Source organism: Desulfovibrio biadhensis (assembly GCF_055388615.1).
In genome coordinates, this window is sequence record NZ_AP042477.1 from 439392 (window position 1) to 453077 (window position 13686).

Here is a 13686-nt window from a genome sequence, read left to right on the forward strand (position 1 = left end):
CTGAAGCACAGAAGTTCATGGTCATGCATGCTTGTATTAAAATTGCTTTCTTTTTTTGATGCACAGCCTGAACATGTTGTCCCATATTGTTTGAACACTACTACTGGTAAGAACAATTATTGTTCATACAGTTATCTTGAAAACCTTCTCTTTATGTATACTTTTTGGGCTCTCTAATGAAAAAATGTTTACGTTGTGATGCACTTTTTGAAAAACCAGACTGGATATGCCCAAATTGCTCCTACGAAACTCATTTTAAAGATGGATTTCCTATCCATGCCGAAGAAATTTTAAATGGAGCAGAATCATTTGTAACAAATATACATGATTCACTTGACAAAGTGGAGGACAACTTCTTTTGGTTCAAAGCACGTAAGAAGCTCATCAGAAACTTGTTCAAAAAATACTGTAGTTCTGCTAGCAGCTACCTGGAGATAGGGTGTGGGAACGGGACCCTTCTCAAGGAAATACAGCAACATTTTAAGGAAATGAGACTATACGGCTCAGAAATCTATCTCGACGCACTGCACAATTCTCAAAAACGTGCGCCTGACTCACATTTCATGCAAATGGATATAAAGAATATCCCTTTCGTGAATGAGTTTGACGCTATTGGATGCTTCGATGTTCTTGAGCATATCAATGATGACATGCTTGCACTCAAAAACATCAATCAGGCCCTGACATCCAATGGAAATTTCATTATTACAGTTCCACAGCACATGTCTCTATGGTCTGATCAAGATACACTTGCCTGCCATTGCAGAAGATACTCAGCGAATGAATTGTATTCGAAACTTATGACTGCTGGTTTCGATGTTGCATTCATGAGTTCTTTTGTCAGCACGCTAATGCCGCCAATATATCTATCCCGACGTTTTAGCCGCAGCAAATCAGCTACCGAAGAGTTCGAAATCAGCCCTATACTGAACAAAATTTTCTACACAATATGTTCTTTGGAGAATTACTTCATCTTGAGAAATCTCAAAATCCCTTTTGGCGTCTCATTAATTGCCATAGCATCGAAAAGGCAAGAAAGTTCGTAGATATTTCATATCCATTTACAATATTCATTTTTTTTGACTCAAACGCATATTTGCAACACTGTGAGCCCGCATTGCCCGGAGATATCCAGCCGTTTCTATGAAAGTACGCTTCCTATTCTGCATACAGGGAAGCCAGATCCTGCGCCCGCTTTTTTGGGTCAAATTGCTCAAGCACCATTGCACGCCCTGCTTCGCCCCATTTTTTCGCGCGCTCATGGTCTGCAAACAACGCCCCAAGGGCATCCGCCAGTGCCGCGGCGTCTCCCGGCGGCACCAGCAATCCGGTGACGCCATTTTTGACCACCTCACCGATACCCGAGACATCCGTACCCACCACCGGCAAGCCGTGGGCCATGGCTTCCAGTATCACGTTGGGGATACCGTCACGGTCTCCCGTTTTGCTGACCACACTGGACATGACAAAGCAGTCCGCCCGCAGCAGCAAATCAGGAACTTCGTCATGGGGCAAAAATCCCGGCATTTCAACGCAATCTTCCAGCCCCAACTCACGGCGCAGCGAATCCAGTTCACGTTTCAATGGTCCGGAGCCGGCCAGCACCAGCCACGCCTCCACCCCTTTTTCCCGCAGCAATTTCATAGCTTGCAGCAGTACATCAAACCCTTTTTTAGGCACAAATCGCCCCACAGCGACCAACACAAAAGGACTATGGAACCCCAATGCAGCCTTTCCTTTCGGGGTAAGGGCGAGGGCGGCATGGATCAATCGCACTTTTTCGGGGGGCACGCCCGCATGCTCGATAAGATAGGGAACATTTCGCGCGACATCAGTACGGATGGCGTGGCAATCACGCCCTTTTTCCTTAAGCGCGCCATCAGGAGGAAAAATATCGCCAGCACGGCCTGTGAACGTGAAACGGATACCTGTCAGCCTGGAAGCCGCCCAGGCCGCAGTTGCCGGTCCATTGGCCCAATCAGCATGAATATGGGTGATACCTTTTTCCATAAACGCCCGGGCAAAAGAGAAGGAGCACAAGATACTCCAAATGGATTCCCCTGTTGTTTCCAATGAGCGCCAGCGCCGCAACATGAGCGAAAGCACCTGCAAGCTTTTCCCTGGCGCGCGCCGCATCCACCACAAAAAATCCCGCGCCATACGCGGTATACCTGCAATGCCCAAACGCGTGACGGGCCCGTCGAAACCGGCCATTGCAGTGTCCAGGTCCTTGCGCAAAGCGGCGTACAAGGTAAATACTTCCACCTGCAGCCCTGTTTCACGGCCCAGGGCCATCAATTCGCACACTTCACGGAAAACAAAAGTTTCCGAAGCCTTAGGAAACCAGACAAGGATGTAGGCAACCTTGATCCCTTGGTGAGGGTGTTTTTCGGGCATCTTTTCCATGCGTTCGTTTTTGGATATGATTGTTAGTATGGCTGTTGTGGCACAAAGCGAACTAGCATCGGGATACAGTCAAGACAACCCCTGCGGGCGGTGCGCCCCCGCTTTGGAGAATATGTATGGAACGTTTACGTGTAAAAGCGGCTCTTGAGGCCGCAGAGCAAAAAGAAGGAGTTTTGGTAAAAGGATGGCTGCGCACCAGGCGTGACGCCAAAGGCTTCTCTTTTCTGGAAATCAATGATGGTTCATGTCTGGCAAATCTCCAGGGGATCATTTCTGAGGAGACCAGAGGGTATGAACTGCTCAAGGATCTGAGTACGGGCTCCGCCGTGGAACTGCGCGGCAATCTCGTGCCTTCTCCAGGCAAGGGGCAATTATGGGAATTGCAAGTGGAATGGCTGCGCTGCATCGGCCATGCCGACCCCGAACAGTATCCGCTGCAGAAAAAACGCCACTCTGATGAGTTCTTGCGTACCATCGCGCACTTGCGCCCCCGTACGAATAAGTATGGTGCAATGTTCCGCATCCGTTCGGAAGCAGCTCTGACCATCCATAATTTTTTCCGTGACCGCGGCTTCTTTCATATCCACACCCCTATTCTGAGCGGGTCGGACTGCGAAGGTGCAGGGGAAATGTTTCGCGTGACAACCCACGAGTTGCTTCCAGAAGGCGCAGGCAAGACGGTTGAACAACTTCGCGAAAGCGACTTTTTCGGCAAGGAGGCGATGCTCACGGTCTCCGGCCAGCTGGAAGCAGAAGCCATGGCCCAGGCACTCGGGCGCGTTTACACTTTTGGCCCCACGTTCAGGGCGGAGAACTCAAACACTCCCCGCCATGCCGCCGAGTTCTGGATGATCGAGCCTGAAATGGCGTTCGAGGAACTCAACGACGACATGGATCTCGCAGAACAATGCGTGAAACACTGCATCAAAGGCGTATTGAAGACCTGTGAAAAGGATGTGGAACTGTTCGCCCGTTTCGTTGACAAGAATCTCATGGAGCGCCTGACCACCATTGTAGAGCGCCCCTTTGTCGGTATCCCCTATCGCGAGGCAGTCCGCATTCTGCAGGGGTCCGGCAAGAAGTTCGAATACCCCGTTTCATTTGGCAGTGATCTGCAAACCGAGCATGAGCGCTTTCTTACGGAAGAATACGCCAAGGGCCCGGTGACCGTGTTCGACTACCCCAAAAGCATCAAGGCATTCTACATGCGGTGCAACGATGATGACGAGACAGTCGCCGCCATGGATGTGCTGGTGCCCGGTATCGGCGAACTGATCGGGGGCAGCCAGCGCGAGGAACGCCTGGACGTCCTGCTCTCTCGCATGGCGGAACAAGGCCTCAAGGAAGATGATTACTGGTGGTATTTAGACTTACGACGTTTTGGCACCACCCCGCATTCTGGATTCGGCATGGGCTTTGAACGATTTCTCATGCTCGTCACCGGCGTCACCAACATCCGGGATGTGATTCCTTTTCCGCGCACGCCTCGAAGCCTGGAATTCTGATGTCTTACCTGACGCATGGAGAACTATAACAAAGTTGGCGTTCTCCATGCGTTTTCTGTAGCCCCTTTTCCGCCCGCCGAATTTGTAGAAAATAATACATGTACACAAATGTACATACATAAAATACCCGTCACAGGAGCGTAACGCGGACGTCTTCATGATGCCTTTGCACAACTGTATCCATGGCATGGACTCACGAATTACAGAAGCAAACCCAGGAGTCGTGCCATGCGTAACATCGTGCTGTTTTCCCTGCTGCTCATAGCCAGCATTTGCGGCGCCACCTTTTTGCAGGGTACGTCTATTACCCGCGCTGCCTATGGGTTGCCCACACCGCCTCCTACCACCCCTGCCCATGCGGCCACGGCCGCCGAATTTCTTATTCCACCAGATGCAAGCAATGTTCTTGGTGCAACATTTGGTGATCTTCTATCTGCAAATCAGTAACAGCGACCACACCCCTCTTTTTTACTACGCAGCAGACACCTCTCTTTTCTGCCATTTCCTACCAAGCTACAAGCAATAATTCATTTTTCCCATATTCAACCTACATTCACTATACGTAATACAATCCAATCACTGTAATAATATTTTTTTCGTCTTTTTATGCATTCAATCAAAGAAGCTGCACATATTATTTCTATACCATAATTATCTATCAATTTATAAATATTGACACCACTTCATTTTACGTTCACTAATAGTTGAATACATAAATTCATAACGGGAGATATTTTCCATGGACTGTGAATTGTTGTCTAAATGTGGTTTTTTCAATAATTTTTGTAAAAGCAGCGCAACGGCAAATGGCTTTGTCTCTCTGTATTGCAAGGATGCAAAGAAATCAGAGTCTTGTGAAAGAAAAAAATACAGAAAGGCAAATGGCACACCTCCGCCAGACAACATGGCTCCCACCGGAAAAATGCTGTAAAATAACATTCCTCACGCATACATAAAAAAGGCATGCACAAGGGAGCAATTCTTCTTTGTGCATGCCTTTTTTCTACCTGTTGCAAAATATTCAGGCATTACATAATATTTATTCAATAGAAATATCTTATCCACACTTCTCATTAAGGAGCGTGCCCATGAGCAAAAAGGAACTTGTCAACAGGATGCACGAAACCGCCCCTTTGGAGAGCCACGCAGCTACAGAACGCGCCTATGACGCCATCATCGAAAGCCTCAGTGAAACACTGGCGTCTGCGGAACCGGTAACTATCCGCGAATTTGGGTCGTTCACCGTTGCTTTTCGCAAAGCGCGTACCGGGCGCAATCCCCAGACAGGAGAGTCATTGGAAATCCCTGCGCACAACGTGGTGCGCTTTTCACCTGGCAAAAACCTGCAACAGGCCGCGGCTGCAAGGGGCAAACACAGCATAGAAGAGTGGCTGGATTTTCGTAATTTTTCACGCACCATTGCGCAGCAGCTCGATGAGCTTAAGGAACATCTGCAGAGTTTCAGATTTTCCAGCGCCAATCCTGATGAGGAATATAACGATGGGCAAGGCGCAGACACCATGGAGCGGCTCAAGAGCAGCTATGAAGACGCCAAGCTGAAGCTGCGCGAGCTGACGGGGAGCAGTGGCGAAGCATGGCACGAGTTGCGCCAGGGCATGGAAAAAGCAATGGAACATCTGAGCGAAGCCTACCAGAGGGCCAAAGGTAAATTTTAGCACACAACAACGTCGCCTGCTTGCGAATAAAAGCATGACAGCAAAGGGGCAGGCTGCCTGAGCGCATCAGGCGGCAATGCCCCTTATTCCTTAGCGCCGAACCACTCCTCCCGCAGTTCGTCTATGTGCCCTTGTTCTTTTAGTGACAGCAGCACCCGGTTCAGTTTTTCGCGCAGATGGCTCCCCTGCACGGTGGCCATTGCGTAATCCTGGGGCGCAAAGGTCTTCCCCACCACTTCCACACGCCCCAAACCATGATTTTTTTGCAAAATATAAAAGGCTGGGGCGGTCCGATACCAACGCATCAAGCTACCCGGCAAGCAGCCAGTCATAAGCGGCGTCCCTGGTATCAAAGGCCATGCTCACAGCATTGATCTTGCTGACGTACTCCAGACTCGTACTGCCTTCCATCACGCCAACCCGCCTGTCGATGAGATCGCGCGGACCCGTTATATTGGTGCGCAGTTCATACAGGGTGATGTTGGAGGAAAGCTCTGCAATGAAAAATGCGAACAGGGGCAGCGTTGTCACGATAAGACAAATCGCCAGAATCCGGCCAGGCCAAGTGGCAGGCGCCCTGTCTCCATACCCCACGGTGCTTGCCGTGACCACGGTCCAGTACATGCCCTCGAGCACGCCTGGCACGTATTTTCTATTGAATGAGCGCTTCCCGGAATCAGCCTTGCGCTCCGCCAGCCAGATGAGATGACCTGCCAGAAGAATCACGGCGAACAAAAATCCGGCGACCTGCAGTTTGCTCACACTGCAACAGGAGGCAAGAAACCGGCCAAGTGAAAAGCTGCGGTCCGTCCGCACCAGAATGCCCAGCCCCGTACGATAATACGGGTAGGTGAAATCCACCAGCCGCTCCCGTTCTTCGTTCACGGCAATACCGCCTAAAGCAACATCCACCCTGTCCATTATTACGTCATCCAATTCGCCTGCCAGATTCTTGCTGCGGATGAAATGGTACTTCACACCCAGCTTGTCAGCCACCATGTCCCAAAGATCAATGGAAAAACCCCTGACCCTCCCGCTTGATTCATCAATGAACACAAAGGGTTCATTTTCCGAAATCCCCACAAGCAATTCCTGGGCGTTCAGTTGCGATACTGGTGCAAATACCCCTGCTACAAGCATGCAGAACAATGCAATACATGCTGTACGTGACATGGCTTTCCTCCCCCTGTTGCGTGTTGCAAACAAATAGCCCAGTAAAGTGACACTTGAATGACACGCATCTCCCCCTTGCGCTGTTCTCGTCTACTCCGTAATGTTGTATGACTATGAATAGTATAAACGGCGTCTTTTGGACCTGGGTATGGCCTATCCTCGTACTGCTTCTTTCCGTTGCAGCTGCGATGTTATTGCATGGGGCGTTCATGCGTCTTCTGAAAAGAATTGTCCGGCGCAGTGAACAAAAACTGGACGACTATTTCTTTTCCAAACTGCACGCCCCCGTTCGTTTGATGTTGATTCTGCTGTTCGTGGGCCTAGCAAGCAATACCGCCCGTCTGCCGAAAGCTGCCGACGACTGGCTGGCGCATTTGCTGCTCCTTATCTGGATAGGTGCCGTGGCTTGGCTGCTCATCAATGTCAGTCTGTTCATGGAGCGTGCGCTCACTGCCCGCATACATGAGGGCGATAACCTGCGCATGCGCAAAATGCTTACGCAGTTCACTGTGTTGCAGCGCATTCTTGCTGTTGTGGTCGCGCTTTTCGCTCTGGGCGCCATGCTGATGAGCTTTGAACAGGTGCGCAACCTGGGCATGAGCTTGCTGGCATCTGCAGGTGTCGCCGGTATCATTGTGGGATTTTCCGCGCAAAAAACCATCGCCTCAGTGCTTGCCGGCATACAAATCGCCTTCACCCAGCCCATCCGGCTGGATGATGTCGTCATCGTAGAAAACGAATGGGGGCGCGTTGAGGAAATAACCTTCACCTACGTCGTCATCCGCATCTGGGACCAACGCAGACTCGTTGTGCCCATTGCCTATTTCCTTGAAAAGCCCTTTCAGAACTGGACACGCGTGAGCTCCGACCTGCTGGGGACAGTATATCTTTACGTGGACTATGCTACGCCAGTGCAGGAATTGCGGACAGTATTGCAGCACATTTGCGAGGAAGATGCTGGCGTCATGTGGGACAAGCGGGTTTGCAGCCTGCAAGTCACCGACACCACCAAGGAAGTGATGGAGCTACGCTGTCTTGTGAGCGCAGCCAACAGTTCCATGGCATGGGATCTGCGCTGCCTGGTACGAGAGAAGCTAGTAACCTGGCTGGCCGAACATCACCCCAATTGCCTGCCCCGTGCACGTGTGGAATTGGAAAAGGCCCCTGATTTCTGATTCTGGTGTACGTTCCTGCTTTTTTCGCCCCTCCGCCGTTGAGGGGGCCGCTACGCTGCAACGCGCCGGCAGAAGCAATAATCACAATCAAAATCACAGTCCTCCATCGTGTTGTTTTGAATATGAGTTTTATTTCGGATAGACAGCCTCTGGACGCCATTTTGCTGATTTTAAATATCTTAGCCATTGTAACCAGATAAAGCATCTACCTACGCATCCTCGACGCATGGACATAAAGCATGTAAGTGGAGCCCTGACCATCGCTTACCACATTTTTTATGTAGAGCTTTTCAATCAACGGCAAACGGAAAAGGCGAGCATCGCTCCACAACAAGCATCACTCACCACATTGCGTACGGCATTTTTCATCAAGAGATCACGTTCATGCATGAAGACACCTCCGCTTCACCTGACGCAGCGATCATCGTTTCCAAGGATAGAATGCTGGATATGGCGCGTACCGCCCTGGACAAGGTCAACGTACGTACAGACGTACGAGAAGCTGTGGCTCAGGGTCTGGTCTGGACAAGCCTCCGCGGCATCGACTCACACGGGGTGCGGCTCTTGCCCCATTATGTCGCCAGCGTAAAAAGCGGGCGTATAAACCCTGCGCCGGACATGCGCTTTGAGCAACGCGCCCCTAGCGTGGGAACATTGGATGCCGACGACACCTTTGGGCATGCAGCCGGCATAACCGCCATGCGCCATGCAATCTCCCTTGCGCGGGAAAGCGGCTTGGGCGCGGTAGCCGTTGCAAACTCAAGCCATTGCGGCGCCATGTCCTGGTTCGGCTTCGAGGCGGCTAAACACGACATGATCGGCCTGTGCTTTACCCACGCAACCCCGCGAGTCATATCCCCAGGCGCCAAACGCGCCTTTTTCGGCAACAACCCCGTCTGCATGGTGGCGCCTGCAGCTGGACAAGCACCCTTTTGCTTCGATGCCGCCACGACGGGCATCACCTTCAACAGGGTCAAAGCCTTTGCCGCCGCAGGTCTGCCTGTGCCCCCCGGCATGGTGGCCGACGCCCAGGGCAACGAAACGCTGGACCCGAACAAGGCGCAATTGCTCATCCCTATTGGGGGGTACAAAGGGTTTGGCCTGTCCATGGTGGTGGATATCCTGTGCGCATTGCTTTCAGGCATGCCGTTTGGGCCACACGTCAGCAACATGTATGGCGAGGACATCAGCCCAAAACGCAAATTGGGGCATTTTTTCTGCGCCATGAACATTGCAAGCTTTGTGGACCCGCAGGTTTTCAGTGAACAGCTCAGCCAAATGATGCAGGAATTGCGTAGCGAGCCGGCCATCGACCCAGATACGCCAGTCATGGCGCCGGGTGATCCCGAAAACGCAGCATGGGAGCAACGCAGTGAACTGGGCATCCCCCTGCCGCGGCACACGCACGACGCCATCGTTGCACTACTCTGATTTTACTTACAAATGATCGTTCCCCCCAAAGGCTTGATGCTGTCAAGGCTGTTGGGTATGATACCTTTTTTTTATGAAGTAAACGGCATCCGCCTGCAGCAAGGGGCGCATGCCTCTACACCACACGCGACCACCTTTTTCATCTGCGGCGCAGGAGGACGACACAATGAAGAACGAAAAAATTCTGGCAATTATTCCTGCTCGCGGGGGCTCCAAAGGCATACCCCGCAAGAATCTTATAGATATCGGCGGCAAGCCACTGGTTGCGCACACCATCGGACACGCCCTGGCTGCCCAGGACATCGGCCGCGTGGTGGTCAGCAGTGATGACGATGAAATCCTTTCCGTAGCCGCCTCCCATGGCGCCGAAACCAGCAGACGGCCCGACTCCCTTTCCCATGACAGCACCCTGCAGGAAGTGGATAGGCTGCTCGTCTGGACTGTGGAGGAGCTTGAAAAGGCGGGCAGCAGCTTCGACATCGTACTGCTGCTGTATCCCACAGCGCCTTTGCGGGATGTGGCGTCAATCGACACAGCTGTCAAAATGGTGCTGGAGCAAGGGTATGACTCGGTGCTCTCGGTGTACCACGATACCCGCTATCTCTGGGCAACGGAGGGCGACACCATCGCGCCGACAAATTACGACCCGTGCAACAGAATGCCCCGCCAGATGGAAAACTGGAACCAGTGGGCCGAGAACAAAGCCATCTACGTCATGAAGCGTGATCTGTTGGTGAATTCCGGCTGTCGTCTTGGGGGGCGCATCGGCTATGTGCCCATGGAATCCTGGCGCTCCATAGATGTAGACGAACACAGCGACCTGCTGATGGCCAGAGCCCTGTACTCGACGATGATCGCCCCTGAAAGGACATAGCGCCGCATGACATTGACCGACAGCGAGAATTTGCAACTGGCGACCACCTGGGCCGACAAGCCCGGCGGCACGCTGCGTACGGCATTGAAACGCACCCCGCTTGCCCCGCCAAAGGGCAGCGACATTCTCGTCCGCATGTTGGGCGTGGGACTTCATGGCAGCTTCTGGCTAGCCACACACCCCGAGTTGCTGCACCCCCGCTGGAAAGAATTCATGCAGAACGGGGGGTTTGTTTTTGGCAACGGCGGTGTCGGCCGTGTTGTCGCCCTGGGACCAGACGTTGCCCCAGATGCTGTTGCGGCAGGGGACTACATTGCTGTGTTCGGTCATGTGCCCTGTGATGAGCCGGGTTGTCTGAGCTGCCGCCAGGCGCACCGCTACGTGGAGTGCGAATACAACAAGGCCACGATCATCGGCCATGGCAAAGGGGGCGTGGACGGCACACTTGCCCAGTACGTCCACCTGCCCAGGGAAACCTGGGGGCTTTGTTACAAGGCTTCGGATAGCCCCACAAAGCAGGACCTGCTCCCATTTTTATACGCATTTCTTGCTGCAGACGTTCGCAATTCCCTGACCCGCCACCCCGAGGGACTCCAACGGAACAGGGCGCTGCTTATCGGCGCCGGGCTCTCCGGCAGTCTGGCTGCGTCCATGCTGCTGCAGGAAAACCCGAACTGCAAAATCGTGGCGGTCGATGTTTCCAGGCAGCGTGCGGAAGCTGTTTCGGCCATGGACCCCGAACGTATCCGCGCCGTCGTGGCGCCAGATGTGGAAACCCTCAGCACACAATGCAAGGAATGGTTTGACGGACACGGCCCCGACCTGGTGATGGATTGCGCCTCCGAGGACGCCACATCTCTGTGGGCCACACCGCAGATTGTCCGCCCCGGCACCTTGTGCATACTTTTCGGGTTCGGCCTCAAACGGTTGGTGCTGGAGCACTCCCTGCTGCAGCTTTCCGGGCTGAACATCCAGATGTGCAAGGGCGTAGGCGACAGGGAAAACAGGAAACTGGCGCTGGAACTGCTCAAGGGCCCCACCGGGCAAACAGTTATGCGCGCCATAGAAGCAGCGCAACGGGTTCCTTCTTTGGAAGCTCTTGAAAGCCTTGTGTACGAATACCATCACCCCCCGAAACCACTGCATCAGTCCCCGGTCGCCTGGCTGGACATGTTTGATCAGACTGCCCCCTCCGGAGCGTCGGAATGAAGACCACGGTAGCCCTGCTTCTCTACAAACGCCCCGAACATTCGGTGCGTGTCATTGAAAGTCTGGTGCAAAATGGCGTGCGCCACTGCGTTGCGTTCATGGATGGCTGCGATACGCCTGAAGTGGCCCAGAAGCAGGAGTTGATGGTCGAATACATCGAGAACCACAAGAGCATCGACATAGACCTCATCCGCAGCAATGAACGCAGGGGGCTTGCCAAATCCGTGGTCAACGCCATGAACACCACACTGGAAGAATTTGATGGGGTGGTGTTTCTGGAGGACGATTGCGTCATGCGCCCCACAGCCATGCGCTACTTCCAGGACGGTTTGCTCAACCTGCGGGACAGAAAGGATATCCGCTCCATCTGCGGCTACCTGTATCCGGTGCCTTTCCTTACCTGGAACGGCAACTCCGAGCTCCTGCTTTTACAGCGTTTCAACACCTGGGGCTGGGCCACCTGGCGCGATCGCTGGCAAGAATACGACGAGAACCTGCGCACCCTGGTGAACCGGCTGGACACCAAGGGAATCAATATCAACGAGCTGGCGGGGGACATCGCCACCCTTTGCGCACGCGACTGCTACCTGGACGGGCAAATGGACATCTGGAGCCTGAACTGGAGCGTGCTGCACTACCTTACCCAGACCTACGCCGTATACCCCCGTGAAAGTCTGATAGTGAACATCGGTTTTGACGGCAGCGGCCAGAACTGCGTCGTCACACGAGACTTCGAGCCCCTGGGCACCCCCTTCAGCCTGGTGAACCGCTCCTGGGAACATCTGCGTTATGAGCCGTCCAATGAATGCAAGGTAAAGCAGTTCATGGATGAAAACGGCCTGAAAATCTTTCCTTCCTCATGAGGAGCGTCCAATGAACTCCCACTTACAGAGCGAAATCGGGAACGCCAGAATTCTCGTCCTGTTCAACTCCTCTTGGGGCGAAGTGGACTGGATTCTGCCGGTATTGCATGCCCTGAAAGAACAAGGCGCCACCATCTATGCGCATTTTCTGGATGAATGGCTGCTGCAGCAGGGAGAGGACTTTCAGGACCTGGCCCTGGAGCTTGAAAACGTCTGCCTTGCCCTCTGCAGTCACGAGCGGTTGCTGCGTGACGCCGCCGAAAAAGCCGGAAAGCCTTTGTTGCGCAACGACCGCGAGCTGCTCTTCGAACTCATGGACGGACAGTGCGACTTCATCCTGCACGACTACAGCGGCATCGACATGTCTTCGTATTACAATATTTTTCCCGACGCCGACGTTGTCGTCTTTCCCCATGGCACCTTCCAGTACTCCGAAGTGCAGGACCAGCTTGTGGACTTGGCAAGCAGTGTTCTGGCCTACAACACCATCAATAGAGACGCCGCCCTCATAGTTGGGGCGGAGCAAGAAATCCCTTACTTCCGCAAGGTGACAAAGCTGGAACAGATTACGGCTGTGGGCTACCCAAAATTCGACCCCGCCTGGGTAAAGCGCAAGTGTGAACAACGGGCGCCATCGGATGGCAAGCCCATCGCCCTTCTGCTGCCTATCCCTGCGCGCAAGATAAACAGCAACTATTACATCTGGCTGTTGCAGACCACGGTAAAGGTGCTGCAAAGCCATGGCGTGGAGGTGCACATCCGCCGCCACCCCAGGCAAGAGCGCGGCGAAGTCATGCGTGTGCTCGCCGCCCTTCCCGAAGAAGGCGTCTCCATTGTCCACGACAGCGTGCTGCATGCTGCATGCGGCGCCGCATTCGCCATTGCCTTTCCATCCAGCGCCGTCATGGACTGCATAGCCGTAAATATCCCTGTTATTGAATTTTTTGATTACACAGACCAGAACTGGCTCACCTTTTCCAAAAAACAGGACAAGCTGACAAGCATCTACCGGTCTGGAGGCCTTGTGGCGCCTGCTGAAAACGAGCAGGAACTGGACGAACTGGTGCGCAAACTGCTTCATGATTCCGGCTACAGAAAAACGCTACAAGCAGAGCAGCAGAAGGCCTTTGGTCAGGTTCGCGGTCCTGTTTCCCCTATCCAGAACGTCATTGAGGTCATGGCGGCCCTCAAAAAATAACGCGCCCCATTTTTTCTCCTGCTGCAGCCAGAAACCTATCCGTGCTGCAGGTAACAGCCACAGGGCGACGCGGTGGCAACCGCCGCGCCCTATCCCTGAAGAATACCCTTATGACAGGCGTTTCCTGTTGTGGTAGAGTGCCTTTTCCCCCTGTTCCGGCGTGCTGCCGGTATTCA

Annotated in this window: 13 protein-coding genes; 10 read left to right on the forward strand and 3 right to left on the reverse strand. The window is 53.2% G+C overall.

Features of this window, described 5'->3' with window-relative positions; genetic code table 11:
• Window positions 1-176 precede the first annotated feature (176 nt).
• On the forward strand, window positions 177-1046 hold the full coding sequence (locus ACZ5EH_RS01900; protein WP_464276451.1) for a methyltransferase domain-containing protein: 870 nt from the start codon (window positions 177-179) through the stop codon (window positions 1044-1046).
• Between the two features lie 112 nt (window positions 1047-1158).
• On the opposite strand, the gene ACZ5EH_RS01905 is transcribed toward ACZ5EH_RS01900, so the two are convergent.
• Complete coding sequence (locus ACZ5EH_RS01905; protein WP_464276452.1) at window positions 1159-2397, reverse strand: glycosyltransferase; 1239 nt, start codon at window positions 2395-2397, stop codon at window positions 1159-1161.
• Window positions 2398-2522: 125 nt separating this feature from the next.
• Here ACZ5EH_RS01905 and asnS point away from each other — a divergent pair, with 125 nt between their 5' ends.
• The 3 genes from asnS (at window position 2523) to ACZ5EH_RS01920 (ending at window position 5587) form a co-directional block, all read left to right on the forward strand.
• Complete coding sequence (gene asnS / locus ACZ5EH_RS01910; RefSeq protein WP_464276453.1) at window positions 2523-3911, forward strand: asparagine--tRNA ligase; 1389 nt, start codon at window positions 2523-2525, stop codon at window positions 3909-3911.
• A 228-nt stretch (window positions 3912-4139) separates the two neighbouring features.
• Window positions 4140-4358, forward strand: a complete 219-nt coding sequence (locus tag ACZ5EH_RS01915) for a hypothetical protein (protein ID WP_464276454.1) — start codon at window positions 4140-4142, stop codon at window positions 4356-4358.
• A gap of 641 nt (window positions 4359-4999) precedes the next feature.
• The gene (locus tag ACZ5EH_RS01920) at window positions 5000-5587 is read left to right on the forward strand and encodes an HU family DNA-binding protein (protein ID WP_464276455.1); all 588 of its coding nucleotides are present in this window, start codon (window positions 5000-5002) and stop codon (window positions 5585-5587) included.
• Window positions 5588-5670: 83 nt separating this feature from the next.
• Here ACZ5EH_RS01920 and ACZ5EH_RS01925 read toward each other — a convergent pair whose 3' ends face one another.
• A complete protein-coding gene (locus tag ACZ5EH_RS01925) occupies window positions 5671-5892 on the reverse strand; it encodes a hypothetical protein (protein WP_464276456.1) in 222 nt (73 codons plus the stop codon).
• Between the two features lie 4 nt (window positions 5893-5896).
• A complete protein-coding gene (locus tag ACZ5EH_RS01930; protein WP_464276457.1) occupies window positions 5897-6760 on the reverse strand; it encodes a transporter substrate-binding domain-containing protein in 864 nt (287 codons plus the stop codon).
• Between the two features lie 209 nt (window positions 6761-6969).
• Between ACZ5EH_RS01930 and ACZ5EH_RS01935 the strand changes: the two genes are divergently transcribed.
• The 6 genes from ACZ5EH_RS01935 (at window position 6970) to ACZ5EH_RS01960 (ending at window position 13510) form a co-directional block, all read left to right on the forward strand.
• A complete protein-coding gene (locus ACZ5EH_RS01935; RefSeq protein WP_464276458.1) occupies window positions 6970-7935 on the forward strand; it encodes a mechanosensitive ion channel family protein in 966 nt (321 codons plus the stop codon).
• Window positions 7936-8319: 384 nt separating this feature from the next.
• Window positions 8320-9366 carry an Ldh family oxidoreductase gene (locus ACZ5EH_RS01940; RefSeq protein WP_464276459.1) on the forward strand — a complete coding sequence of 349 codons (1047 nt, stop codon included), beginning with the start codon at window positions 8320-8322 and terminating at the stop codon, window positions 9364-9366.
• 166 nt (window positions 9367-9532) lie between these two features.
• On the forward strand, window positions 9533-10240 hold the full coding sequence (locus ACZ5EH_RS01945) for an acylneuraminate cytidylyltransferase family protein (protein ID WP_464276460.1): 708 nt from the start codon (window positions 9533-9535) through the stop codon (window positions 10238-10240).
• A 6-nt stretch (window positions 10241-10246) separates the two neighbouring features.
• Window positions 10247-11449, forward strand: a complete 1203-nt coding sequence (locus tag ACZ5EH_RS01950; RefSeq protein ID WP_464276461.1) for an alcohol dehydrogenase catalytic domain-containing protein — start codon at window positions 10247-10249, stop codon at window positions 11447-11449.
• The gene (locus ACZ5EH_RS01955) at window positions 11446-12312 is read left to right on the forward strand and encodes a glycosyltransferase family 2 protein (RefSeq protein WP_464276462.1); all 867 of its coding nucleotides are present in this window, start codon (window positions 11446-11448) and stop codon (window positions 12310-12312) included. The genes ACZ5EH_RS01950 and ACZ5EH_RS01955 overlap by 4 nt, the downstream gene beginning before the upstream one ends.
• A 10-nt stretch (window positions 12313-12322) precedes the next feature.
• Window positions 12323-13510, forward strand: coding sequence for a hypothetical protein (locus ACZ5EH_RS01960; RefSeq protein WP_464276463.1), 1188 nt, complete (start codon window positions 12323-12325; stop codon window positions 13508-13510).
• The last annotated feature ends 176 nt before the right edge of the window (window positions 13511-13686 follow it).